Source organism: Pseudovibrio sp. SCP20, from assembly GCF_057774105.1.
Map to the genome: position 1 here is coordinate 1,744,862 of NZ_JBYMDH010000001.1, position 25,791 is coordinate 1,770,652.

Consider the following 25,791-nt stretch of genomic DNA (forward strand, 5'->3'; position numbering starts at 1 on the left):
GAGAGCGCCAACAACCAGTCATTCAGGTGAGTTACCATGCCGTTTGCCAATGAATCGCATTCTTCCGTAGACATGAACCAGATTTTGAACGGCCGCCGAATGCGTCGCAATCGTCACAGCGATTGGTCCCGTCGCCTCATCCGCGAAAACACAATCACCACTGATGACCTGATCTGGCCGATCTTTCTGATTGATGGCGAAAAGAAAACAGAACCAGTTGCTTCCATGCCGGGCGTTGAGCGGTACTCTGTCGATATGGCAGTGCGCGCCGCTGAGCAGGCAGCAGAACTGGGCATTCCGGTTATTGCCCTGTTCCCGAACACAGATCCAGACCTGCGCGACGAAATGGGCACCGAAGCGCTGAATGACAGCAACCTCACCTGCCGCGCTCTTCAGGCGATCAAGGCAGAAGGTTTCCCTGTTGGTCTGATGACGGACGTCGCGCTCGATCCCTACACCTCTCACGGCCACGACGGCCTGATGGCTGGTGATAAGATCATCAACGACGAAACCGTCGACCAGCTCTGCCGTCAGGCGCTTATTCAGGCAGAAGCAGGCTCTGACATCATTGCTCCATCCGACATGATGGATGGTCGTATCGGCGCGATCCGCTATGCGCTGGACAATCAGGGCTTTGAGAACCTGCAGATCATGGCGTATTCCGCAAAATACGCTTCCGCCTTTTACGGCCCGTTCCGCGACGCTGTTGGCTCCAATGCAAATCTGAAGGGCGACAAGCGCACTTATCAGATGGACCCGGCCAACACAGACGAAGCACTGAAAGAAGCAGAGCTGGATCTGGCAGAAGGCGCGGACATGATCATGGTAAAGCCTGGCATGCCGTACCTCGATATTCTCCGCCGCATCAAAGATACCTTCCTTGCCCCAACCTATGCCTATCAGGTCTCCGGTGAGTACGCGATGATTTGCGCAGCAGCTCAAAACGGCTGGATGGACAAGGACAAGGCGATGATGGAAAGCCTGATGGCCTTCAAACGCGCCGGTGCAGATGGTGTCTTAACCTACTTTGCACCTGAACTTGCGAAAAAACTGAACGGCAAATAAAGCCCGTAAAACAAGACACCTGCGAGAACAAAACATGCCAAAGGTGGCCTCACCTCTTCTCACCCTGTCCAACATTGAAGAGGCTGCAAACAACATCAAGGGCGCGGTGATTTCAACACCGCTCCTGCCAGCAGCTCAACTGGATGCCATCACCGGTGCCTCCGTTTTCGTCAAATACGAGAACATGCAGGCCACCAACGCATTCAAAGAGCGCGGCGCCCTGAACAAGCTGCTTCACCTGACAGAAGAAGAAAAGAGCCGCGGCGTGATTGCCATGTCCGCAGGCAACCACGCACAGGCCGTGGCTTTGCACGCACAGCGCCTTGGCATTCCCGCTCTCATAGTCATGCCCAACGGCACGCCCTATGTGAAGGTGGAGGCAACCAAAGCCTATGGCGCCAAAGTCGTCCTCGCAGGCGAAACCGTCGACGATGCTAAGAAAGAAGCCGACCGCCTCTCTGAGGAACACGGCTACATCTGGGTCCACCCGTTCGATGATTTGCAGGTCATTGCAGGCCAAGGCACCATTGCCCTTGAAATGCTGAGGGATCAGCCGGATCTGGACACTCTGATCGTACCAGTCGGTGGCGGCGGAATGATCTCTGGCATCGCAGTCGCAGCCAAGGCGATCAATCCGGATATTGAAATCATCGGTGTTGAAAGCGAGCTCTACCCATCCATGTACGCCGCCCTGCGCGACGAACCGATGGAATGTGGCGGCAACTCGCTGGCAGAAGGCATCGCAGTGAAAGTACCCGGCACTTACACCCAGCAGCTGGTCAAAGAATATGTCGATGACATCCTGCTGGTCAGTGAAAGCCAGATTGAGGAAGCTATCAACATCTTCCTCACCCGCCTGAAAACCGTGGCCGAAGGCGCTGGAGCAGCTGGCCTTGCAGCCATGTGCGCTCATCCAGAGCGCTTCAAAGGCAAAAAAGTTGGGCTTGTCCTCTGCGGCGGCAACATTAATCCACGTCTGCTGGCTTCCATCGCACTGCGCCAGTTGGTTCGCCTCGGCAACATCATTCACATCCGCTGCAACATCCCGGATCGCCCGGGCATCCTCGGCGAAATCTCAACCACCATTGGCCAGCTGGGCGGCAACATTCTGGAAGTCTCCCACCACCGCCTGTTCCTCGATGTCTCAGTCAAAGGGGCAACACTGGATGTAGCTATTGAGACCCGCGATAACCAGCATGCCAAAGAGATCATCGCGGCACTGGAAGCCGGAGATATCCACGTCACGTTGCTCTCTTCCGGTGAGATGCGGTTCTAGGCTTATCCACGCCTAACAATACGACGAGCAATCAGAACAAGCGCCAGACTCTCCCGTTGGCGCTTGTGCAACTATTTTGATCCGAGCAAAATTATCCTCACATGCCGGATTCTACAAAAATAGTTTACTACTCCCGCTTGAAACTTGAAAATGCACACCCAATTCTACTGAAAGACGCTGGGGAAGACCTCAGCACAGTTGAATCTAACCGAGGAAGAAATGAGCCAGCAAGTGAGCGCGCACCCCAACACTTATTATGATCCCTACCTTAATCCGCACCTGTTTGATGGTGTGCGGAAAAAGCGGATCTTTGCGTGCGTGATTGATATCATCGCGATCACCGTTCTCTCTGGTATCGCTTACTTCGTCGTTGGCTTTCTCGGCATCCTGACGCTTGGCCTTGCATGGCTGTTATTCCCTGCAATCTGGCCACTTGTTGCCCTTGCCTACACCGCATTTTCACTGGGCGGATACAACTCTGCAACACCGGGTATGCGCGCGTTTGGGCTGGAAATGCGCCTGCAGAATGGTGGCCGCCCGTATCCGCTCTACGCGGCAATCCACGTCCTGCTCTTTTATTTCTCGGTAACAATACTCAGCCCTTTTGTCCTCATAGTCTCATTGTTTAGTGACCAAAAGCGACTGCTCCATGATATCGTGCTAGGTGCCGTTATTATGAATTCCCCGGTGGATAGTCTGCATCGATAACAAACCAATGATGCAACGTGCAGTGACGAACCCGCCCGGACCCTCTAATAACGTGTGAAAGAGTAGCACGAGCGGGGACGCGCATGGAGAACCTGAACATACCGATGATCCTGACCTTTGTGATCATCGGATTCACGATTGTCCTTTATGCGCTAGAACGCATCGCCATCGAAATCGTAGCACTTGGCTCCATCGTAGCCCTCATGCTGCTGTTCATGGCTTTCCCACATTCACTCAATGGATCACCGATCAGGCCGGAGGATTTTCTCTCCGGCTTTTCCAATCAGGCCCTGATCACGGTGATCTGCCTGCTCATTGTCGGGCAAGGCCTCTTCCAGACAGACGCGCTCGACAAACCCGCTCAGGCCATCCTGCGCATGTCAAAACAGCGCCGCTGGCTCGCAACCGGACCGCTACTTATCACCGTCGGCATCGTCAGCGCATTTTTGAACAACACGCCTGTCGTGGTCATCACACTGCCGATTTTGACCACTGTGGCCGCCGCGCATAGCACCTCATCCTCACGTTTTCTTATGCCCCTCTCATTCATTACGATCCTGGGCGGCATGACAACAATGATCGGCTCTTCTACCAACCTGCTCGTCGCCAACGTGGCCAACGCAACCGGCGAAGTCCGCATCAATTTCTTCACTTTCACCGCATTCGGCGCCATTCTGGCAGCCGTTGGTGCTGTCTATGTTCTGTTCGTTCTGCCACGCGTGCTCAAACCGCGCCAAACCATGGCAGAGGAGTTCACCGGCAAAGACGGACGGCAGTTTATTGCACAGATTCCAATAGTTTACGGCCACCCACTGGTTGGTGAAAAAGCCGTTGCAGGCATGTTCCCTGCCCTTAAAGAGATGACTGTTCGCCTGATCCAGCGCGGCGAACGCCCGCTCCTGCCTCCGTTCGAAGAGGTCCAGTTGCAGCCGGGCGATACCGTGATCGTCGCCGCCACCCGCGACACCCTCACCCGCGCCATCAGCCAACGCCACCCCCTCCTTCCAGCAGATGCAAACGAAAGCCCGACCAGCGAAGCAGAGCACGCTTCGCCATCCGGCACCCTCACCCTCGCTGAAGCAGTTATTGCCCCCGGTTCACGCCTGATTGGCCGCACGCTTTCCATGACAAGTTTCCACGCTGATACCGGCTGTGTGGTGACTGGATTGCAGCGCCGTAGCCGCATGCCACGCATGCCGATGACTGATATCCGTATGGAATCTGGGGATGTTTTGCTAATCGCTGGCAACCGGGAAGAAATCAACCGTCTGCGCGGTAACCGAGATGTCCTCCTCATGGACTGGTCCGCAACCGAGCTGCCTCAACGACAATATGCCCGCCGCGCACTGGCCATTTTTGTTGCCATGATCACGCTTGCTGTCACCGGAGTTGTACCGATTATGGTCGCCTCCGTTGCTGCAACCTTTGCCATGATCACCTTCGGCTGCCTCAACATCCGCCAGACCCTGCGTACCATCGACAGCCGCATCTTCATGCTGATCGGCGCCTCGATCGCAGCCTCTCTGGCATTGGAAGCAACCGGTGGTGACGATGCCATCGCCTCGGCACTTCTCAACATCGCCGATGGCCGATCACCGGCATTTGTCCTCTCCTTGCTCTTTGCTGTTGTCGCTGTCTTAACCAACTTACTCAGCAACAACGCAACTGCGGTGCTGTTTACGCCCATTGCAATCGAAATGGCGCACCGGGTTGGTGTACCTGTCGAGCCCTTCATTGTTTGCCTGATTTTTGCGGCAAACTGCTCTTTTGCAACGCCAATCGGGTATCAAACAAACCTCATCGTTATGGGGCCGGGTCACTATCGGTTCTCAGATTTCCTCTTCGCCGGCACACCTCTCGCCATAATCATATGGTTGACCTTCTCATTTGCAGCTCCTTACTATTATAATCTGTAAGGCCAGCGACAAATAAAGAAGAGAGAGGGACGCGCTAGGTGACACGGCAAGCCTATGATAACCCGCAGTTTTATCTGACTGCCCCCACGGATTGCCCCTACCTGCCAGATCGTAAAGAACGCAAAGTCTTCACGCATCTTGTTGGACCCAATGCACCTGCGCTCAACGACGTTCTCACACAAGGTGGCTTCCGTCGCTCCCAGAACATCGCCTATCGTCCTGCCTGCGAGGATTGCCGCGCCTGCGTCTCTATCCGTGTCTGCGCCCAGGAGTTCAAGTGGACCAAGTCGCTCAAGCGCGCCTGGAAAGACAATCAGGATCTCATTGGCACTGAGCTGCCACCCGGCCCCTCAACAGAGCAATATGATCTGTTCCATGAATATTTAAATGCCCGCCACACCAATGGCGGCATGACAGAGATGTCCCCGGGCGACTATTCCATGATGGTCGAAGATACGCACGTCGACACAGCCATCATCGAGTACCGCCGCCGAGGCCCAAACTCCTTCCTGTCCGGCGAAGGAGAAGGCCCACTTATCGGCGTCGCCCTCACCGACCGCCTCTGCGATGGCCTCTCTATGGTTTACTCCTTCTTCGACCATTCCCAAACCACCCGAAGCCTCGGCACCTTTATGATCCTTGATCATATCGCCCGCGCCCAACACCTCGGCCTGCCCTATGTCTATCTGGGATACTGGGTCGAAGGCTCACCGAAGATGGCGTATAAAGAGCGCTTCAAGCCACAGGAACACCTTGGCTCCCAGGGCTGGGAACGCCAGGACTAGCCTAAGCTTTTCGCTGATTTACTAAAGAGAACTCAAGTACTCGCGCACGCGCATAAACACAGCCGTAAACTGCTCGGCTGTGATCCGCCGTGTATTCACGTTGTACTGAGAACAATGGAAGCTGGAAAACATTCTGAGAGAAGGCGTGAGCTGAGTTTCACGATTATGCCCGAACGGATAGTCCTTCAGCTTCAACTCAAAAGCCTTCAGCAACTCTTCATGCGCCGTCCGCCCAACAGCCACAACAGCCCGCGTCTGGTTGCTCACCAGCATGGAATCCAGAAAGAATGGCCGACAGGTTCTAATTTCCGCAGGTTTTGGCGCATTTTTCGGCGGCATGCACTTCACCACATTGGTGATCCGCACATCCAGAGGCTCAATCCCAAACTCTGGCGCCGCCACATCTTTGTAAGAGGCAAACCCACTCGCCGTCAGAGCGCCATTGAGCATTTCGCCGGAAAAATCACCAAAGAACGGGATACCGGTGCGATTACCACCTTTGTGCCCCGGAGCCAGCCCCACAACAATGAGAGAGGCATCAACAGGACCATAGTCCAGCACAGGCGCATTGTGCCAATCAGTGTGAAGCTCGCGCAACTCCGCCCTATACGCAACAAGCCGGGAACAGAGTGGACACTCTCTCCCCGGCTTCTGCAAACTTTCGATACCGTGACAGACCTTAGTAGTCGTCATCTCCGATCTCATCATCCTCGTCTTCAACACGTGGTGGGCGCTCGTTTGGGTCACGACCAACACGTTGCATCAACGTGGAAAGTTCGATGAAGTGGTCCGCTTGACGGCGCAGATCATCAGCAATCATTGGAGGCTGTGTCTGAAGTGTAGAAACAACAGAAACCTTGCGACCACGACGCTGCAGCGCTTCAACCAGAGAACGGAAGTCACCATCACCAGAGAACAGAACGATATGGTCAACATGATCAATCAACTGCATGGCGTCCACAGCCAGCTCGATATCCATGTTGCCTTTAATTTTGCGACGTCCTGCTGAATCCACGAATTCCTTAACAGGTTTGGTAACGACCTTGTAGCCATTGTAGTCCAGCCAATCGATCAATGGACGAATGGAGGAGTACTCCTGCTCTTCCACCAGCGCTGTGTAATAGTAAGCGCGTAGCAGGTAGCCCTTTGATTGGAATTCTTTCAAGAGACGCTTGTAATCGATGTCGAAACCAATTGCTTTCGCCGTCGAATAAAGGTTCGCTCCATCAATGAATAAAGCAATCTTTTCGCGGGGATCAAACATATTATTTTTAGCCTTTCCGCTGCACAGACGCGTAAGTCAGTAACTTGTTATAAGCAATCACTTTCTGGACATGCCTGTTTGCTGTCGTGACATGTCTAGAATGTATGCCGTTCTAATTGACCCGGTTGCACTCTACGTTAAATCGAATACGCATTCGTTACGGACAAACATAAAACCTTGTCCCTCAGCGTATATATTGCATTGGTCTAGTTAATATCGGACCAATACAGTTCGATTCACCGGCCAGAAACTAAAACAAGATGAATGAAATTTACAGATGTCATCTTGCATAAATTAACAGGAACCCACCAAATATTCCCACTTTATATTATAGTTCCAGTTTAGCTTAGAAACAAACCACCGGATATAGATACTAACGGTTCCAATAGAAACAAGGTTTCCTTGTTTTTTCGGATCTAGGGCATTCCAAGAATATCTGGACCAGAATTTCGGTTAATTCTAATTTGTTATTTTTTTTCATCTATTCCAATTCCAGTGTACAAAACGGATCTTGAAACTCACTCAGGAGTTGAAGATTTGAAAATTCGTTCCTCCAGAAAAACTAACAATAAAAAACTAATCCGACTTAGCACTGCACACTAAAGCAGCCCTTCACAATAGTATTGAAGTTAAAATCAAGCGCATTAGACCTAAAGCCCCAATTTTTCTCTGGCCTAATCTTAAGCGGCTCCAGACTGGAAAATTTCTCCTTTCATAATAAGATGTAAAGGAGTTGCACAAAAAATACAGAAACGGCTCTTGCCTTAAAACAAGAAGCATTCTATGAGTGGCCTCTGAATTCCCAGATATTACGGAGTGATCGAATGGCACGTGTGACCGTCGAAGATTGCGTCGACAAGGTCGAAAACCGGTTTGAGCTGGTTCTGCTTGCCAGCCATCGCGCCCGGATGATTTCCAGTGGCTCGCCGCTGACAATCGACCGCGACAACGATAAGAACCCGGTTGTTGCGCTTCGCGAAATCGCTGAAGAAACAGTGAGCCCTGAGGACTTGAAAGAAGACCTCATTCACTCTCTTCAGAAGTTCGTGGAAGTGGACGAGCCGGAAGCAGAAACAGCACCAATGGTTCCCAGCGACCCACAACAACTTCAAATCAATGCAGTTGACGATTCAGAAGTCGAATTCGACAGCATTACTGAAGAAGACCTGCTGAAGGGGCTTGAAGGCCTGGTACCGCCGGAACGTTCCGACGACTACTAATCGCCCTCACGCAAGATGTCGGCGTCGGCCGGGCCGGCGCCTCGCATTTTCAGGTCCGGCCCTAGCTTATTTGCATAGTGAAGCGGCCGCCCGAAAATGATGCGTCAATACGAACTTGTTGAGAGAGTAACCAGCTACAATCCTGATACGGATGAAGCGCTGCTCAACAAGGCATATGTTTATGCCATGCAAAAGCATGGTACCCAGACCCGCGCCTCTGGGGATCCTTATATTTCCCACCCTCTCGAAGTTGCAGCCATCCTCACCGACATGAAGTTGGATGATGCGACCATTGCTGTTGCTCTGCTTCATGACACCATTGAAGACACCGATGCCACACGTGCTGAAATTGATCGCATGTTTGGTGAGGAAATCGGCAAGCTCGTAGAGGGCCTGACCAAGATCCAGCGACTGGATCTGGTTTCCCGCAAAGCCAAACAGGCTGAAAACTTCCGCAAGCTTCTGCTTGCCATCGCTGATGACGTCCGCGTTCTCCTTGTAAAACTGGCCGATCGCCTGCACAACATGCGCACCCTGCACCACATGCGGGAAGACAAGCGCATCCGCATTGCTGAAGAGACCATGGAGATCTATGCGCCACTCGCAGGCCGCATGGGTATGCAGGACATCCGCGATGAACTTGAAGACATCTCCTTCGAGACCCTCTATCCGGATGCTCGCAACACCATCCGTGAACGCCTTGCGATCCTGCACAGCAAGAACGAAGGCCTGATCACAGACATTGAGGAAGACCTTACACAGCGCCTCGCTGAGCAAGGCATCACTGCCAAAATCAGCGGACGTGAAAAGCGTGCTTACTCCATCTTCCGTAAAATGGAAGAAAAGTCCCTCGGTTTCGAGCAGCTCTCAGACATTTACGGCTTCCGCGCAATCGTTCCTGCACTGGAAGATTGCTACCGCGTACTGGGCGTCATCCATACAGCTTGGCCGTGCGTGCCAGGCCGCTTCAAGGATTACATCTCCACGCCGAAGCAGAACGACTACCGCTCTATCCACACAACAGTGGTGGGACCAAAGCGTCAGCGTGTTGAACTGCAGATCCGCACTCAAGCCATGCACCGCATCGCAGAAAACGGCATCGCGGCACATGCACTTTATAAAGACGGCGTCACGGGGGGCCGCAACATTCAGTCCATGACCGCGGAATCTCGCGCTTATGGCTGGCTGCGCGGCACCATTGACCTGTTGGCACAAGGTGAATCTCCGGAAGAGTTCCTCGAGCACACAAAGCTTGAGCTCTTCCACGATCAGGTCTTCTGCTTCACACCAAAAGGCCGCCTGATCGCACTGCCACGCGGCGCGACACCGATCGACTTCGCTTACGCGGTCCATACGGACATCGGCAACACCTGCGTTGGCTGTAAGATCAACGGACGCATCTCCTCGCTGGTCACCGAGCTGACCAACGGTGACGAGGTCGACATCGTGCGCTCTCAAGCGCAGACCCCTCCTCCAGCTTGGGAAAACATCGCTGTCACCGGTAAGGCACGCTCTGCCATCCGCAAAGCGACCAAAGCCTCCGCCCGCCAGCAATACGGCGGCCTCGGCAAGCACATTCTGGAACGCGCGTTCTCTCATGCAGGCAAGGACTTTGATGAAGCTGCTCTGGAAGCACATATCAAGAAGTTCAATCTGGAGTCCACACTCGACCTGCTCGTCGCAGTAGGCCGCGGTGACATTCAGGCAGGTGCAGTCCTCGAAGTCGCGTATCCGGACTATGCGCCAGCACAAGGCACTGACCGCAATACAAGCACCCCTCCAGCAGGCTCAGCCTCTGAAGGCTGGTTCGATCTGGATAAGGGTAGTTCAGTCAAATTCAAGATCCCTGAGGGGTCTGAGGACGGTGCAAAGAACGGCTCCCTGCCGATCCGCACAAGCGTTTCCGGCTCTCTTCCAGTACGCTTCGCCCCAAGCGGCGGTGCAGTACCGGGCGACCGTATCGTTGGCATTCTGACACCGGGTGTTGGCATCACCATCTACCCGATCCAGTCTCCGGATTTGAAGGAGTTCGACGATCAGCCAGAGCGCTGGCTCGACGTTCGCTGGGACATTGACCCGAACGCACCAGAGCGCTTCCCAGCGCAAATCAGTGTGTTTGCAGTCAACGAACCGGGATCACTTGCGGCTATCACCAAAGTAATTGGCGACCATCGCGGCAACATTGATAATATCAAAATGATCCGCAAAGCCTCTGATTTTCACGAGATGCTAATTGATCTTGAGGTATGGGATTTGAAGCACCTGAATCTGATCCTGAACCAGCTGCGTGCCAAACCCAATGTCTCCGAAGCGCAAAGGGTGAATGGCTAGCCGCTGATAATAAAAAGGAAAACCCATGGGCCCAAATGCAGTCCTGGACGTTTTCAGAGAAACAGACGCCCTGAAGGAAGGCCACTTCGTTCTTCCTTCAGGCTGGCATGGCTCAGCCTACCTTCAACGACAAAAGCTGCTTGAGTATCCCGACAAAGTCGAGATACTCGCCTCCGAGCTGGTCAAAAAAATCGCCGCTCATCAACTCCTGAACTTCTCCCATTTCGTTGCCCCCAGCTTAGGTGGGCTCATCGTTGGCCTGCAAACTGCAAGAATCATGCAGAAAAGTGCCCTATGGTTACGTCGCGAGGGCGGTGCGCTGACCACAGGCCCGGCAACCATCCCTCCAAAGTCAAATGTATTTATAGTTCAGGATGTTGTAGGAACAGGTCATCTATGCCTATCCACAATTGAGGCCTTGCAGTCACTGTCTCTTAACACCGTAGGTGTTGGTTGTTTTATCGACAGGAGTCTTGAGGATACAGACTTGGGAGTACCGCTAATATCTCTTGCTCCATTAAAACTGCCGGTGTATGCAGCCGAGAATGTACCAAAGGAACTCGCTGAGATACCGGCCATAGAAACAACCCCTGTCGAGCCATTCACCTGGCACGATTGAGAATAAGCAAAGTACTTGAACCGAAATGATTTTTAAACGGCGGGATAAACCAACAAGAATAGAACGTATCCGCGTGGCTGTCTGGCCGCGTCACAGTTGGTCTCGCTCATTCAGGTACTTTTCAAAGCGCGTCCTGCGCCTCTCAGCAAGCCCTCAAAAGGTGGCTGCAGGGTTCGCAGCCGGTGCGGCTGCTTCATTCACACCGTTCATCGGCTTTCACTTCATTCTCAGCTTCGTTCTGGCCTACATCCTGCGCGGCAACCTTTTAGCCGCCGCATTGGGCACAGCAGTTGGCAATCCGCTCACCTTCCCGTTTATCTGGGCCAGCACCTACAAGGTCGGCCTTTACATCATGGCTGAAGGCGATCGCCCACTACCGCATTTTGGCGATAAACTCGATCACTCCATGCTGTCCCAATCGCTGGACACCATCTGGCCAATCCTCAAACCGATGCTGATTGGCTCGATCCCGCTGGGTCTTGTCGCAGGCGTATTCTTCTACTTTGTTGTTCTGGGTTCTGTGTCTACCTACCAGAAAGCCCGTGAACACCGCTTCCGCCTGAAAAGAAAACTGGCAGCAAGAAGCAAAAAAGCAGATCAGGACAAATAAAAGCGGGCAGCTGGTAAAGCGCCTCACCCCTGATCAGATGAACAAGAAGCTCAAACGCTCCTTGAAAAAGCATTGCACCTGAACAACTTACTCTGAAGGCTTGTGGGTTTTCCGCTCACGCGCCAATATATCCGTCAATCAACGAGGCACAGATGATTATTGGCATTGGCAGCGATCTGAGCGACATCCGCAGAATAGAGAAAACGCTCTCCCGTTTTCCTGATCGCTTCACAAAGCGCGTCTTCACAGACGTTGAACGCGCAAAGGCAGAAGGGCGCGCAAACAAGGCAGCGACCTATGCAAAGCGCTTCGCCGCCAAAGAAGCCTGCTCCAAGGCTTTGGGTACCGGCCTGTCCATGGGTGTCGCCTGGAAAGAGATGGGCGTGGTCAATCTGCCAAGCGGCAAGCCAACTCTGCACCTGACTGGCGGCGCGAAAGAAAGACTGGATAAACTTGTGCCAAAAGGCTTTGTGCCACGAATTGACCTTACAATTACGGATGATTACCCGCTGGCTCAGGCATTTGTGGTCATTTCGGCCTGGCCGGAGGACTGGCCCGGCCTAGAGCCGTGAAAACGTAAATGAACTGGATTGCAGAAGTGGTCTTGAACCGCTAAGAGATCCACCTATGTGAATTTTATTGTCTGGGGACTGACTCGCCTTAACAAAGTGATGGGCACCGGGCCAAGCGAGTATTCTCTTACTACGAAGGATGAACATGAGCCAATCCAAAGAAAAGGAGCAGGAAGGCGGCGTATATGAGACCATTAAGGTCATCGCCCAAGCACTGCTGCTCGCTCTGGTTGTTAGAACATTTCTTTTTCAGCCATTTTTTATTCCTTCGGGCTCCATGAAAGACACTTTGCTCATTGGCGACTACCTGTTTGTCTCCAAGTATAGCTACGGCTATTCAAAGTACTCCTTCCCGTTTGGACTGGCACCGTTCGAAGGCCGCATCTGGAGCTCACCGCCAGAGCGTGGTGAAATTGCTGTCTTCAAACTGCCGAAAGACAATTCTACAGATTACATCAAACGTGTGATTGGCCTGCCGGGCGACGAAATTCAGATGATCAACGGTGTGCTGCACATCAACGGCGAAGCTGTTGAGCGCAAGCGCATTGACGATTACATCGAAAAAGATGCCTACGGCAACATCCACAAAATCCCGCGCTACATTGAGACATTACCGAATGGCGTGAGCTATCAGACTCTTGATATCACAACCAATGGCTCGCTGGACAACACACCCGTTTATCACGTACCAGCAGATCGCTATTTCATGATGGGCGACAACAGGGACAATTCGCAGGACAGCCGCGTTCTTTCTGAAGTGGGCTATGTCCCGTTCGAGAACTTTATCGGCCGCGCTGAGATCATCTTCTTCTCCGTTGAAGACGATCAGCCAGCATGGATGTTCTGGAAATGGCCTTGGACCGTTCGCTGGGATCGACTTGGTGACGTACTCTAACAAGCCTGCAGCGCAGGCTTTGAAGGAATTAGCCGGAATATGAGCAGAAGAAAAAGACCGGTATCTGACGCAGCGCTGGAAGAGCGCATTGGCTACAAGTTCACGAACAAGGAACTCCTTGTTCGTGCGCTGACTCATGCCAGTGCCCTTCCGGTTGCCAAGGCTTCTTTGCAAAGCTACCAGCGCCTTGAGTTTCTTGGCGACCGCGTGCTTGGCCTTGCGATTGCGACAATGCTGGAAGAAAACTTCCCTAAAGCGGATGAAGGGGAACTTGCTCGTCGCCTGAACCAGCTTGTGAAGCGGGAAACCTGTGCTGAGGTCTCTAAGGTCATTGGCATTGGCCAGCACATGCGCGTGGGCGAAGCTGAGGCGCACACTGGCGGCAGAACCAAAACGGCAATTCTTGCAGACATGTGCGAGAGCCTGATTGCAGCAATTTACCTTGATAGCGGATTTGACGAAGCAGAGAACTTCATCAAGCGCTATTTTGCTGAAAGAATGGTATCTTACACAGGCCCGTTGCGAGACGCCAAAACAACGCTTCAGGAGTGGGCGCAGTCCAAAGGACGCCCTACCCCGCAATACGAAACAATCTCTCGCAGTGGTCCCGACCACGCCCCGATCTTCAAGATCCGCGTCAACGTGGAAGGTGTGGACCCGGGCGAAGCAGTCGGAAGCTCAAAGCGCATCGCTGAACAGTCCGCTGCCGAGAACATCCTGCGCCGCGAAGGCGTATGGAGCGAATAGGTCTTAAATGAACGACGAAAACAACAACAACGACGACCTGCCGGAAGGCTTCAACTTCGGCCTGGCACCGGTCAACGAAAACTCACGCGCTGGCTTTGTCGCGTTGATTGGCGCGCCAAATGCGGGCAAGTCTACGCTGCTGAACCAGTTGGTTGGCACAAAAGTCTCAATCGTCACCCACAAGGTGCAGACCACCCGCGCAATCGTACGCGGCGTTGCCATTGAGGACGACAGCCAGGTTATCTTCGTTGACACCCCAGGCATCTTCCGCCCGAAACGCCGTCTCGACCGCGCTATGGTTGACACAGCTTGGGGCGGCGCAAAAGACGCTGACGTGGTGGCCGTGCTCATCGATGCCAAGAAAGGCATCAATGAAGCTGTTGAGCGCATCCTGAACGAACTGGAGCACATCAAGCTTCCAAAAGTTCTGATCCTCAACAAGATCGACATCACCAAGCGTGAGCAGCTTCTGGAGCTGGCAGCAAAAGCCAACGAGTACACCAAGTTCGACCAGACCTTCATGGTCTCCGCCATCAATGGCTCCGGCACCAAGGACATTCTGAAGTACTTCTCAGAGCAGATGCCAAAGGGCCCATGGCTCTACCCGGAAGATCAGGCCTCCGACATTCCTCTGCGGATGCTGGCAGCTGAGATCACCCGTGAGAAGCTCTACCTGCGCCTTCATGAGGAACTGCCGTACATTTCTACCGTCGAGACCGACAAGTGGGAAGACAAGAAGGACGGCTCCATCCGCATCGAGCAGACCATCTTTGTTGAGCGCGACAGCCAGAAGTCCATCGTGCTGGGTAAGAACGGTCAGACCATCAAGGCAATCTCCAAAGCAGCTCGTGAAGAGCTCACAGAAGCTTTCGAGACCAAGGTCCATCTCTTTGTGTTTGTGAAAGTGCGCGAGAACTGGTCAGACGATCCAGAGCGTTACCGCAACATGGGACTGGACTTCCCACACTAAAGCGTATCACTGAAAAGTGGGAACCGGTTTTCAGATCAAGATACGCAAAAACAAAGGCTAAAGCAGTTCGTGTGCTTCAACGAAAATGCGAACTGCTTTAACTTTTCACAGGCAAGTTCAAGATGCAGTGGCAAGCAGAAGGCATCGTCATTGGAACGCGCAAGCAGGGTGAAAACAACATCCTGCTTGAAGTCCTGACGCCTGACAAAGGCCGCTGTCTTGGTTTGGTGCGCGGCGGTCGATCGCGCCGCCAGCAACCTGCCCTTCAACTGGGCAACCACCTCAATCTCACATGGCGCGCCAGACTGGATGAGCATCTGGGCTTCTTCACCGTTGAGCCCTTACAGCTCCGCGCGGCCCACCTCATGCAAACAGCACGCGCCATTCACGGTCTGCAAAGCCTGTGCGCACAGATCCGTCTGCTGCCAGAGCGCGATCCGCACCCCAATCTGTTCCATGCGCTGGATGTCATCCTCGACCATCTGGAAGATCCGCAAATCGGCGCAGCGCTTGTGCTGCGTTTTGAGCTGGAACTGCTCAATGAGCTCGGGTTTGGTCTGGACCTGACAGAATGCGCGGCCACCGGCACCACTGATGAGCTGATCTGGGTCTCCCCCAAATCCGGCAGAGCCGTCTGCAAAACCGCAGGCCAGCCTTATGCCAGCAAGCTCCTGACCCTGCCAGAGTTCCTGAAGGCTCCACAGGCACGTCTTTCACAAAACATCCAGATCTCAAAAGGTGATATGGAAGCCGGCTTCTCACTCACCGGATACTTCCTCTTCAAATACATCTACGAGCCGCGCAGCATTCCCTGGCCGCCAGCACGCGACAGCTACGTGACAGCGCTCAAGAAAGACTTCGCCGAGCTCTCAGACATGAGCTAAGAATCCGCAGCCTCAGTCTGACTGCGGCCCATTTCCACCCGGCAGAACAATCACCGGCCCAGTGCTATCCCCTCCCAGCGGAACATAACGCTTTTGGGGCGGCGGCACATAAGGATGCTGATCCTCTGGCGGAGGCTGAAACCAACTGCGAAGAACACCCGGCGCTTCAACAACCGTATTCTGCTCTGCCCATTCAGTTGGGGCAGTCTGCTGCGTCGAGCCTTGAGGGACGGATCTCTCAGAATCTGCTGCATGACTGCAAGCAGAAACTGCAACCACCCCAAACGCCATCACAAATCCTTTGACCGTAAGCGCCTGCATAAACTGCATCAGTTCTCCTCCCTACTTCTTCTTGGTTTTACCTTCAGGGATCACGAGTGTGGGGCTGTTGCTCTTCCCACCCAGTGGAATGCGGATTTCAGACTGAGCAGGCTCTTGCTTCTTGGCTGTCTGCTTAGGATCCTTCTTCGGATCAGTCGCAGCAGCTTTGGGATCTGCCTTGGAGGTTTTCGTGGTTGCCTTCGACTTGTCCGCATCAGCCTTTTTGTCTGACTTTGGGAACTCCAACTTGATCTGCGGAGAAGACTTGCTGGAATCAGCCAACACCTCAGGCGCAGCCAAGAGGCTGCCTGCAAATGCAACAGTGGCGAACACGGAAAGAGTTTTCTTATAATTCAACATCTTATCTCCCTGCCAATAACAATATCCTGCCATTTCCTGGGCTTAGGGTAGTCGAGCAAGTATCAGGCTGACTTAAACCCACGCAGCGAATTCGAGCGTTGGTCGAAACCAGTTGTTACCGCTGCTATTTGCGGTTGATTAAGGAGGGTTACGTATCCACGGCAGTGAGTCGCAAAACACATGCTCATCACACAGGACTAAACCTTGAAAAAGCGCTGTTTTCTGAGGATTTCATAGGCAGAACGGTGCGTTAGCATGGACAGAACAAGCCAAGAACGATAACCAAGTGTCATGGGACAGGAAGTGATTGGCCAGGATGGCCCGGAAACAATCAATCTTAAAGATGCACTGGAAGAGCGCTACCTCAGCTACGCTCTGACAACCATCATGCATCGCGCACTGCCAGATGTACGCGATGGCCTGAAGCCAGTGCACCGTCGTATTCTCTACGGCATGCGCCTTTTGAAGCTCGATCCTAATCAGGGCTTTAAGAAGTGTGCGCGTGTTGTCGGTGACGTCATGGGTAAATACCACCCGCACGGTGACGCCGCCATTTACGACGCTCTTGTCCGCCTCGCGCAGGATTTTTCCGTGCGTTATCCGATGGTGGACGGTCAGGGCAACTTCGGCAACATCGACGGCGATAGCGCCGCTGCGATGCGTTACACCGAAGCGCGCATGACTGATGTGGCCACCCGCATTCTGGATGGCCTCAACGAGAACGCTGTCGACTTCCGCGAAACCTACGATGGTCTGGATTCTGAACCAGTTGTTCTGCCGGGCAGCTTCCCGAACCTTCTGGCCAACGGCTCAACAGGCATCGCGGTGGGTATGGCAACTTCCATCCCACCACACAACGTGCACGAACTCTGCAACGCCTGTCAGCATCTGATTTCAAAGCCGGATGCTGAAGTGGAAGAGCTGCTGGAGTTCATCAAAGGTCCGGATTTCCCGACTGGCGGCACCATCGTCAACGACCAAGGCTCCATTCTGGAGGCTTACAAAACTGGCCGAGGTAGTTTCCGCACCCGCGCCAAATGGCACAAGGAAGAAGGCGCCCGCGGCACCTACAACATTGTCGTCACCGAAATTCCTTATCTCGTTCAGAAGTCCCGCCTGATCGAGAAAATCGCTGAACTCCTCATGGCGCGCAAACTGCCGCTGCTGGATGATATTCGCGATGAATCTGCTGAAGACGTGCGCGTGGTTCTCGTACCACGTAACAAGAACGTTGACCCTGAACTGCTCATGGCTTCCCTGTTCAAGCTGACGGACCTGGAAAACCGGTTCTCGCTGAACATGAACGTCCTGTCCAAAGGCGTCGTGCCAAAGGTCATGAGCCTCAAGGACGTTCTGCAGGAGTGGCTTGAGCACCAGAAAGAAGTTCTGGTTCGCCGTTCCAACCACAGACTGGACCAGATCAACCACCGTCTTGAGGTTCTGGAAGGCTATCTGGTTGCCTACCTGAACATCGACGAAGTGATCCGCATCATCCGCGAAGAAGATGATGCCAAGGCGTCCCTGATCAAAGCCTTCGACCTGACAGAAGTTCAGGCCGAAGCGATCCTGAACATGCGCCTGCGCTCCTTGCGCAAGCTCGAAGAGTTCGAGATCAAGAAAGAACACGACAAGCTCTCCAAAGAGAAAGCTGGTCTGGAGGCCCTCCTCGCTTCTGACAAGAAGCAGTGGAACCGCGTTTCCAAACAAGTCGGCGAAATTGGCAAGGCCTACGGCCCTGAAACCGAAATCGGTGCGCGCCGCACAGACTTCGGCACAGCTGACGATCGTGATCTGGAAGAGATCAATCAGGCTATGATCGAGAAAGAACCAATCACGGTTGTTATCTCCGAAAAAGGCTGGATCAGAACGCTGAAGGGCCATGTACAGGATGTGACCAACCTCGCCTTCAAGCAAGGCGATCAGCTGCACTTGTCCTTCCATGCAGAGACGACCAGCAAGATCCTGATCTTCACCAGCGGCGGCAAGTTCTACACCCTCGGCGCAGATAAGCTGCCGGGTGGTCGCGGCCACGGCGAACCGATCCGCCTGATGCTGGATATGGACGAGACACAGGAAATCGTCAGCGCCTTCGTACACGATCCAGAACGCAAGCTCCTTATGTCCACCGACGGAGCCTATGGTTTTGTCGTTCAGGAAAAAGATGTGATTGCCAACACCCGCAAAGGGAAGCAGGTCCTCAACGTGACAGCTCCTGCAAAAGCAGTTCTGTGCGTACCGGCTATTGGAGATTATGTCGCGGTCATCGGCCACAACAGAAAACTCCTCACCTTCCCGCTTGCACAAATCGCAGTCATGACACGCGGTCGCGGTGTGCGTCTGCAGCGCTACAGAGACGGTGGCATTTCCGATATCAAGACCTTCGCTTCCGAAGAAGGCCTGACTTGGACAGATGCATCCGGTCGCATCTTCAAGCGCACCCTGGAAGAAATGCAGGACTGGCGCGGAGACCGTGGCCAGGCCGGGCGCCTGCCACCAAACGGCTTCCCACGAACCAACAAATTCGATGGAAGTTCAACAGGTTAACGCGAAATTCGGAATCAAACTCTTCGCAGTTTTGCAAGCATCTACAAAAACAGAGCCTAAATGGCTCTGTTTTTCGTTTCGGGTGAATCATAGTCTCAGCAACACCGGCTAAGTGACTCTAAACGCAGGAGATCTGAACGGCAGCAGCGCACAAAACAGCGTATCGACATAAACGGACTGCCGGGTCATCCTATCTCGCGTCAGCAATCCAAAAGCACCGCCTTTGTGCTTGATGTTCTCCGTGCCAAAAATCTCATCAATCGCATGCCCCAGCTCTACACCAGAGCGTACCAGCTGCATCACTTTGTCTGGCAGCGGAAGCAGCATGGAGCGGCTTGCTGAGACCTGCCCTTCACGGGAAATCACAACCATCCAGGCAAAGGTGTAGGCAATGCCGTGCAGCTCACAAATGCCGCCTTCCAGCCCCACACCAAAGTCCGCATCGGCCTCTGCTTCCAACGCATTTTCCGCACGCTGAACAGCACCCTGACGCGTCTCCTCATCACTCATCGGCTGGTCAGCAACGCCAGATGGCACACTGGCCGAAACCAGATCAATCTCATCTGCAGGGAACTGAGCCCTGAACGCCTCAAGCGTCGCATTTACCTTGACCGGATTTTGAGAGGCAACAACAACTTTCATTAAAACACTCCAGAACAATCAGAGTTCTCTGGCCTACACTTTGGGCAATCAGAAACAGACCTCAACACACGCACAAGCAAGGGCAAAATCACACCTGACCTATCTCACTGACGCTCCATTTGCCTCGCTTGATCACCAAACGGCGCTTCAAGATCACTCCGCGTGAAAACGGGATAAACAGGCAGCTCAGGCGCAGCTTGGATTGCCGGAGCCCCTTCACCGCGCCAGATGGCACAAATAACGGCCCGAACATCTGCCCCTTCTTGCTTAGCTAACTGCAAAGCATCAGCAACAGCCCCACCAGTAGAGATAACATCTTCAACGAAGACCACCTTTCGCCCGGTCAGATCCTGCCCTTCGATCGCACGGCATGTACCGTAAGATTTAGGCTCTTTTCGAACAAACGCTGCAGGAAGACCAGTTTCCAGAGACAGCGCAGTAACAAGCGGGACACCGCCAAGCTCAAGGCCAGCGATGATTTCCGTATCTGACGGAAGCAACGCGCTCATGGCTTGTGCGAGTGGTCGCAGAATGTGGGGAAGTCCTTCGAAGCTGTATTTATCGAAGTAACGATCAGAAACCTGCCCGGAACGAAGTACAAACTCACCTTCGAGTGTTGCAACTTCTGCAATTTGCCGCGCCAGATCGGGCAACAACAACTTCGTTTCACTAGACATCTGCTCCACCTCCAAGTTCAGTTGCCCCTTCTTAAAAGGAATGCAACTTTCCGGCAAGTTTTCGCAGCAGTCTTAATTGAGCAGGTGTAAGGAAAGGAGCTGGAGCATCACCAGCAAAACTTGAGATGCTCTAGCCGTTTTTCAGCAGACGTTGCTTTTCGCGATTCCAGTCCCGCGTCTTTTCAGTCTGGCGTTTATCGTGGGCTTTTTTACCCCGAGCCAGCGCAACTTCCATTTTCGCCCGTCCATCTTCATTGAAGTAGATCTTCAACGGCACGATGGTCTTGCCTTCCTTCTGAACAGCAGCAAACAGCTTGTTCAGTTCCCGGCGATGCATCAGCAGTTTACGTGGACGGCGAGGCTCATGGTTAAACCGGTTACCCTGCGTGTATTCAGGGATGTAGATGTTGTAGACCATCATCTCACCCTGATATTCAGCAGCATAGCTTTCGGCGATGTTGCTTTTGCCTTGGCGAAGAGACTTAACTTCAGTCCCCTTCAGCTCAATGCCAGCCTCAAACACATCTTCAATTTCGTAGTTAAAACGGGCCTTCCGGTTATCCGCAACAACCTTGCGCCCGGGAACGCCACCTTTTTTGGCAGCCATTTCTTTTCCTTATTTCACTCAATAAAAGCCTCCGCGCACACTCATATAAGGTGCGCGGAGCAATAGCTTAGTTGATCAGGCCTGCATGAACCATAGCCTTGCGAATGCTATCCTGAGTTTCTTCAGTCACCTGAACCAGTGGCAAGCGCAGCTCGTTCTCCATTTTACCAAGCAGAGACAGAGCATACTTTGGACCAGCTGGGTTCGGCTCAATGAAGAGAGCCTGATGCAGCGGTGCAAGACGATCCTGAATGGACAGCGCAGTCGCGTAATCACCCGCCAGGCAAGCTTCCTGGAACTGAGAGCACAATGCAGGAGCAATGTTCGCAGTCACAGAGATGCAACCATTACCACCATGAGCGTTAAAGCCAAGCGCTGTGATATCTTCACCAGAAAGCTGGATGAAGTCCTTGCCACACAGATGGCGCTGCTCAGATGCGCGCGCAAGGTTCGCCGTCGCATCTTTCACACCAACAATATTGTCCACTTCATGGAACAACTCAGCCATGGTCTGACTTTCCATATCAATAATGGAACGACCTGGAATATTGTAAATGAATATCGGCAGATCTACAGACGCAGCAATCGCTTTGAAATGCGCCTTCAAACCAGCCTGATTTGGCTTGTTGTAGTATGGCGTAACAGACAAAATCGCATCCGCGCCCACTTCCTGAGCGTGCTGCGCAAATTCAATTGCCTCAACCGGGTTGTTAGAGCCAGCGCCTGCCATGACAGGAACGCGGCCCGCAGAAACCTCAACTGCCATCTGGATGACACGCTTGTGCTCATCAAAAGAAAGTGTTGGGCTTTCACCGGTTGTTCCCACGGGCACCAACCCGTGGGTGCCCTGTTTTATCTGCCAATCCACGAATTCCCGGAAGGCCTTCTCATCCACTTTGCCATCCTTGAAAGGTGTGACAAGTGCTGGAATTGATCCTCTAAACATCTCAGGTTCCTCGTTGGATTACATATATACAGAGCAAAATTTGCCAGTGCCCTCAAAGGGGTGGCATACAATAATGTGATCTAGCCTATCTCGGCAACATCACCAAGAGTTTCTCTTATAAGATTCGGGAATTTTTTTGTGCTCATATTTAGGCCAGTTTCACAGGTGAGTATTACGGGCCCTTCGGCAAAACATTAAACAGATATTTACCCTGTTTGTGGCAAGCAGAATGAGGGACTTTTTGGGAATTAAACCGTCCGGTGCGTTTTTGCCGGATTAACAGCACTCAGGTGAGACGGGCCGACGAGTAGTATGCGTATCCGTGAGTTTCTTTTAGTATCGACACGTGTTAGTGCGATTGCCATTGCCACGACATTTTCCGCATCGGCATTTTCTGCTGTATCCTCTTTGAATCACAGCGTAATTCCAGCTCCGAACCCTGCAAAGGTTGTGCGCACCGCCGCCCTGAGCACGCAGCATGCTGCTGTGCAAAGCGGATCACGTGCCGCCACACCGCGCTCCAAGCCACCCGTGATCGGCAAGGGCTATGCAGGCGGAACGAACAACACTCAACTGTCCAGTTATGCCCCGGCAGCACCTGCTGCCAATGGCCCGGCACAGGTTTCAGGCCGCCCTTCCAGCCCACAAAATGCGCTGGAAGCGACCGCCGCGCTGACAAGTTCTTATCCACAGGGATTGAGCACAGCTCAAGCAACAGGGTCCGTTGAACCACTCAAAACAGTGCTCCAGCACGTCAAAGCCGGACGTTTGAATGAAGCGCTGCGCGCCCGCAATGCATTGCCGAACAATCTTGACCGCCGTCTGGCAGATTGGTTCATCATGCTGCGCGGTGGCCCGCAAACACCTGTCACTCACATCGCCCAGTTCGCCGCAGATGCCCCGCACTGGCCAACAGCCAAAGTCGTGCGCGCGCGCGGAGAAGCCGCCCTCGCCGCGTCCACTCTGACACCAGATCAGATCATTGCAGCATTCGGCTCTACTGTGCCTGAAACCAATGACGGTAAACTGGCTCTCGCAAAAGCACATCTGGCCAAAGGCAACCGCAATGAAGCTGCTAAGCTCATTCGCCCGCTTTGGCAAACCACAGCATTTGAAACAGAAGACGAAGCTGCCATCCGCAAGGCATTTGGCAGCCTCCTTCGCCAGAAAGATCACCGCTTAAGAGCAGAAATGCTTCTGTATCGCGACAGAGCAAAAGGCGCTGAACGCCTGCTTTCAGAGCTCTCCCGCGATGAACAGACATATATAAAGGCACGCATCGCCAGTATCCGCAAAAACGGCAATGCACTCAGCAAGTTAAAGAGCGTTCCGCACTCTATGAAATCAGACAGTAACTACCAGTTTGCGTTGATCCAGCACTACCGCTTGCAAGGTGACTACAACACCGCTGCCAAGCTGATGGAAGCCGCTCCAACGGACCCAAAGGTTCTGCTGAAGGGTGACAGCTGGTGGAAGCAACGCCGCGACATTTCCCGCGAGATGATCGAAGCAGGACAGCCGCGCCGCGCCTATAACATCGCCGCCAATCACGCCGCAGAATCTCCGGGCATGATTGTTGAGGCCGAGTTCCACGCAGGCTGGTTCGCTCTGCGCTATGTGGGCGATCCACGCCTTGCTGAACCTCACTTCAAACGCATCGCGAAACTGGGCAAAACCTCCCAGACCCTTTCCCGTGCCTATTACTGGCTGGGCCGTACCCGCGAAGCATTGAAGGACACAGAAGGCGCCATCTCCTATTATCAGCAGGCCGGTGCTTTCCAGACCTCCTATTACGGACAGCTGGCCCTCGCCAAGCTCGGCATCAACCAAATGCCATTGGCATCCCTGCCAGAAGTGACGTCAGCAGATCGGAACGCATTCAACAGCAACGAGCTCGTTCAGGCGATCAAACGACTGGACGAAGCCGGACTGCACAATGATACACTGTTGTTTTATACGCACTTGGCACGCACACTTCCGACCAACGGGCAAATCCGGCTCCTCACAGAGCTTGCAGAGTCCCGGGGCGTCTATCAGTGGGCCACCATGGTTGGTCGTCTGGCGCAGGCTGAACGAGTGGAAGCCGCACCGCTGGCTTACCCAACCAACGCAATTCCGCGCAAAACGCGCATCACAAAAGGTGTAGAAAAACCAGTCGTTTACGCGATCGCTCGACAAGAGAGCTCATTTAACCCAAAAGCACGCAGCAGTGCAGGCGCATTGGGGTTACTTCAGCTCATGCCGGGGACAGCACGCGACACTGCACGCAATCTCGGCGTCTCCTACAAGAAGTCTCGCCTGACCTCTGACCCAGCCTACAATGCCACACTCGGCGCTGCATTCCTGGGTGAACTGGTAGAAGAATTTGGCGGCTCCTACATCCTCACCTTCGCAGCTTACAATGCTGGCAAGAACAAGGTGAAGGAGTGGATTGAGCGCTTCGGCGATCCTCGCGACCCAAAGGTTGATCCAATTGATTGGGTTGAATCAATCCCTTACGGCGAAACACGCAACTACGTGCAACGCATTACAGAGAACCTGCAGGTCTATCGCTACAAGCTTGAAAACAAGCCCCTGACCATCACGCAGGATCTTACACGTGGGTACTGATCGCTTTCTTAAGCATTAATTTTTCAAAGAAGCCCGGCAATCATGTCGGGCTTTTTTGCATCTGAAACCGAACATCAACCTTTACCAAGCGAATGCCAGCCCTACTCTCAACTTTGACAAGACAGGTGAACAAACCTGCCCTATGGTGAGGATAACCACCCAGCGAGTCATCAGGCACCTGTTACAAAGCGTAGTTACGACAAGCGCCTGAACAACACTTTTGAGCAATAGTCAGAAGCCGGAAAACAAACCGGACAGCTCTGCTTTCGCTGGAAACGCAGAAGCATTTCGGGAGGATTTTATGCTTCAAGCCTCTGATTACATTGATGTTGATCTTCAAAACCTGACAGGCACAACCCGTTTCACCTGGAAAGCCAGCGACGGCCTCACACTCTCCGCAAACATCTGGGAACCAGAAAGTCCCCGCGACCCAACAGTCCTCTGCCTGCCCGGCCTCACGAGAAACACGAGAGATTTCTTCCACTTAGCAAACTTCTTGAAAGAAAACGGCCTGCGCGTTATCGCCATGGATTACCGCGGCCGCGGCCATTCAGACCATTCTGAGGACTATGAAAGCTACAGCCTTGAGCAGGAAGCGGACGACATCGACCGCGGCATTGAAGCCCTTGGCCTCACCCAGTTTGCCCTGGTCGGAACCTCCCGCGGCGGCCTTCATTCCTTCTCTATGGCACAGTGCCACCCGGAGCGCCTTTTGTCCGTTGTTATCAACGACATAGGTCCTGTCATCGAACCACCTGCACTTGATGACATTGTCACCGCTGTTGGCACAGTCATGTCACAACCGAGCATGAAAATCGCAGCAGAACGCCTGGCCTTCATACACGGCACAACCTTCACCGCCATGTCTGAAGCAGACTGGATAACCTTTGCCAATCAATTATATACCCCCATTTCAGAGGGCGTAACTCTTCGCTACGACAAACGCTTGGGCGACACTATCCGCGGAGAACACAAGGCCGCCCCAGAAGAGGACCTCTGGCCGTCTTTCAACGCCATGAAGCCCATTCCACACCTCCTGCTCCACGGCGAAAACTCGCGCCTTCTTTCAACAAACACCGTCGAAAAGATGCAACAACACCATGAAAACATGGAACTTTTGACGGTGCCCGATCAAGGCCACGCCCCACTTCTATGGGACAACCTCAGTCAGGATCGCATTCTGAGCTTCATTCTCAAACACGCCTAAGCAAAAAAGAGGAGT

Annotated in this window: 25 protein-coding genes; 17 read left to right on the forward strand and 8 right to left on the reverse strand. The window is 53.3% G+C overall.

The window, feature by feature from the left end; translation table 11 throughout:
• The first annotated feature begins 36 nt into the window (after positions 1-36).
• The 5 genes from hemB to AC3CB2_RS07710 all read left to right on the forward strand — a co-directional run bounded on the left by hemB (position 37) and on the right by AC3CB2_RS07710 (position 5,750).
• Positions 37-1,065, forward strand: coding sequence for a porphobilinogen synthase (gene hemB / locus AC3CB2_RS07690; RefSeq protein WP_008547025.1), 1,029 nt, complete (start codon positions 37-39; stop codon positions 1,063-1,065).
• 34 nt (positions 1,066-1,099) lie between these two features.
• Positions 1,100-2,341, forward strand: coding sequence for a threonine ammonia-lyase (locus tag AC3CB2_RS07695; protein WP_352929507.1), 1,242 nt, complete (start codon positions 1,100-1,102; stop codon positions 2,339-2,341).
• Positions 2,342-2,560: 219 nt separating this feature from the next.
• Complete coding sequence (locus tag AC3CB2_RS07700) at positions 2,561-3,049, forward strand: RDD family protein (protein WP_208608986.1); 489 nt, start codon at positions 2,561-2,563, stop codon at positions 3,047-3,049.
• A gap of 83 nt (positions 3,050-3,132) precedes the next feature.
• Positions 3,133-4,965, forward strand: coding sequence for an SLC13 family permease (locus AC3CB2_RS07705; protein ID WP_352929504.1), 1,833 nt, complete (start codon positions 3,133-3,135; stop codon positions 4,963-4,965).
• A gap of 38 nt (positions 4,966-5,003) precedes the next feature.
• A complete protein-coding gene (locus AC3CB2_RS07710) occupies positions 5,004-5,750 on the forward strand; it encodes an arginyltransferase (RefSeq protein WP_352929501.1) in 747 nt (248 codons plus the stop codon).
• A 21-nt stretch (positions 5,751-5,771) separates the two neighbouring features.
• Here AC3CB2_RS07710 and AC3CB2_RS07715 read toward each other — a convergent pair whose 3' ends face one another.
• Together AC3CB2_RS07715 and AC3CB2_RS07720 are read right to left on the reverse strand one after the other, a co-directional pair.
• A complete protein-coding gene (locus AC3CB2_RS07715) occupies positions 5,772-6,443 on the reverse strand; it encodes a uracil-DNA glycosylase (protein WP_352929498.1) in 672 nt (223 codons plus the stop codon).
• Positions 6,430-7,014: a LabA-like NYN domain-containing protein gene (locus AC3CB2_RS07720; protein WP_008547287.1), complete on the reverse strand. Its 585-nt coding sequence runs from the start codon at positions 7,012-7,014 to the stop codon at positions 6,430-6,432. Before AC3CB2_RS07720 ends, AC3CB2_RS07715 begins: the two co-directional genes overlap by 14 nt.
• Positions 7,015-7,838: 824 nt before the next feature.
• Between AC3CB2_RS07720 and rpoZ the strand changes: the two genes are divergently transcribed.
• The 9 genes from rpoZ to recO all read left to right on the forward strand — a co-directional run bounded on the left by rpoZ (position 7,839) and on the right by recO (position 15,862).
• The gene (gene rpoZ, locus AC3CB2_RS07725) at positions 7,839-8,234 is read left to right on the forward strand and encodes a DNA-directed RNA polymerase subunit omega (protein ID WP_008547174.1); all 396 of its coding nucleotides are present in this window, start codon (positions 7,839-7,841) and stop codon (positions 8,232-8,234) included.
• A 96-nt stretch (positions 8,235-8,330) separates the two neighbouring features.
• Positions 8,331-10,565, forward strand: a complete 2,235-nt coding sequence (locus AC3CB2_RS07730; RefSeq protein ID WP_014286080.1) for a RelA/SpoT family protein — start codon at positions 8,331-8,333, stop codon at positions 10,563-10,565.
• Positions 10,566-10,590: 25 nt separating this feature from the next.
• The gene (locus AC3CB2_RS07735; protein ID WP_008546661.1) at positions 10,591-11,184 is read left to right on the forward strand and encodes a type I phosphoribosyltransferase; all 594 of its coding nucleotides are present in this window, start codon (positions 10,591-10,593) and stop codon (positions 11,182-11,184) included.
• 25 nt (positions 11,185-11,209) lie between these two features.
• Positions 11,210-11,794, forward strand: a complete 585-nt coding sequence (locus AC3CB2_RS07740; protein ID WP_054783379.1) for a DUF2062 domain-containing protein — start codon at positions 11,210-11,212, stop codon at positions 11,792-11,794.
• Between the two features lie 152 nt (positions 11,795-11,946).
• Positions 11,947-12,366: a holo-ACP synthase gene (gene acpS / locus AC3CB2_RS07745; protein ID WP_014286082.1), complete on the forward strand. Its 420-nt coding sequence runs from the start codon at positions 11,947-11,949 to the stop codon at positions 12,364-12,366.
• A gap of 145 nt (positions 12,367-12,511) precedes the next feature.
• Positions 12,512-13,261: a signal peptidase I gene (gene lepB / locus AC3CB2_RS07750; protein ID WP_008546781.1), complete on the forward strand. Its 750-nt coding sequence runs from the start codon at positions 12,512-12,514 to the stop codon at positions 13,259-13,261.
• Positions 13,262-13,300: 39 nt separating this feature from the next.
• The gene (gene rnc, locus AC3CB2_RS07755; protein ID WP_008546396.1) at positions 13,301-14,008 is read left to right on the forward strand and encodes a ribonuclease III; all 708 of its coding nucleotides are present in this window, start codon (positions 13,301-13,303) and stop codon (positions 14,006-14,008) included.
• A 7-nt stretch (positions 14,009-14,015) separates the two neighbouring features.
• Positions 14,016-14,978 (forward strand): GTPase Era, encoded by a 963-nt coding sequence (gene era, locus AC3CB2_RS07760; protein ID WP_008546420.1) that lies wholly within the window; start codon positions 14,016-14,018, stop codon positions 14,976-14,978.
• Between the two features lie 122 nt (positions 14,979-15,100).
• On the forward strand, positions 15,101-15,862 hold the full coding sequence (gene recO, locus AC3CB2_RS07765) for a DNA repair protein RecO (RefSeq protein WP_352929490.1): 762 nt from the start codon (positions 15,101-15,103) through the stop codon (positions 15,860-15,862).
• 12 nt (positions 15,863-15,874) lie between these two features.
• Here recO and AC3CB2_RS07770 read toward each other — a convergent pair whose 3' ends face one another.
• Both AC3CB2_RS07770 and AC3CB2_RS07775 read right to left on the reverse strand, forming a co-directional pair.
• A complete protein-coding gene (locus AC3CB2_RS07770; RefSeq protein ID WP_352929487.1) occupies positions 15,875-16,192 on the reverse strand; it encodes a hypothetical protein in 318 nt (105 codons plus the stop codon).
• Between the two features lie 12 nt (positions 16,193-16,204).
• On the reverse strand, positions 16,205-16,543 hold the full coding sequence (locus tag AC3CB2_RS07775; RefSeq protein ID WP_352929484.1) for a hypothetical protein: 339 nt from the start codon (positions 16,541-16,543) through the stop codon (positions 16,205-16,207).
• A 291-nt stretch (positions 16,544-16,834) separates the two neighbouring features.
• Between AC3CB2_RS07775 and parC the strand changes: the two genes are divergently transcribed.
• Positions 16,835-19,087: a DNA topoisomerase IV subunit A gene (parC, locus tag AC3CB2_RS07780; protein WP_352929482.1), complete on the forward strand. Its 2,253-nt coding sequence runs from the start codon at positions 16,835-16,837 to the stop codon at positions 19,085-19,087.
• 108 nt (positions 19,088-19,195) lie between these two features.
• On the opposite strand, the gene yjjX is transcribed toward parC, so the two are convergent.
• From yjjX to dapA, 4 genes are all read right to left on the reverse strand, one after another.
• Positions 19,196-19,729, reverse strand: a complete 534-nt coding sequence (yjjX, locus tag AC3CB2_RS07785; protein WP_352929479.1) for an inosine/xanthosine triphosphatase — start codon at positions 19,727-19,729, stop codon at positions 19,196-19,198.
• A 104-nt stretch (positions 19,730-19,833) separates the two neighbouring features.
• A complete protein-coding gene (pyrE, locus tag AC3CB2_RS07790; RefSeq protein ID WP_352929476.1) occupies positions 19,834-20,406 on the reverse strand; it encodes an orotate phosphoribosyltransferase in 573 nt (190 codons plus the stop codon).
• A gap of 130 nt (positions 20,407-20,536) precedes the next feature.
• Positions 20,537-21,013, reverse strand: a complete 477-nt coding sequence (gene smpB, locus AC3CB2_RS07795) for an SsrA-binding protein SmpB (protein WP_008547141.1) — start codon at positions 21,011-21,013, stop codon at positions 20,537-20,539.
• Between the two features lie 67 nt (positions 21,014-21,080).
• Complete coding sequence (gene dapA / locus AC3CB2_RS07800; RefSeq protein WP_008546810.1) at positions 21,081-21,959, reverse strand: 4-hydroxy-tetrahydrodipicolinate synthase; 879 nt, start codon at positions 21,957-21,959, stop codon at positions 21,081-21,083.
• 312 nt (positions 21,960-22,271) lie between these two features.
• On the opposite strand from dapA, the gene AC3CB2_RS07805 reads away from it, so the two are divergent.
• Together AC3CB2_RS07805 and AC3CB2_RS07810 are read left to right on the forward strand one after the other, a co-directional pair.
• Positions 22,272-24,569 carry a transglycosylase SLT domain-containing protein gene (locus tag AC3CB2_RS07805; RefSeq protein ID WP_352929473.1) on the forward strand — a complete coding sequence of 766 codons (2,298 nt, stop codon included), beginning with the start codon at positions 22,272-22,274 and terminating at the stop codon, positions 24,567-24,569.
• Between the two features lie 301 nt (positions 24,570-24,870).
• Positions 24,871-25,776 (forward strand): alpha/beta fold hydrolase, encoded by a 906-nt coding sequence (locus tag AC3CB2_RS07810; RefSeq protein WP_352929471.1) that lies wholly within the window; start codon positions 24,871-24,873, stop codon positions 25,774-25,776.
• Positions 25,777-25,791: the final 15 nt, after the last annotated feature.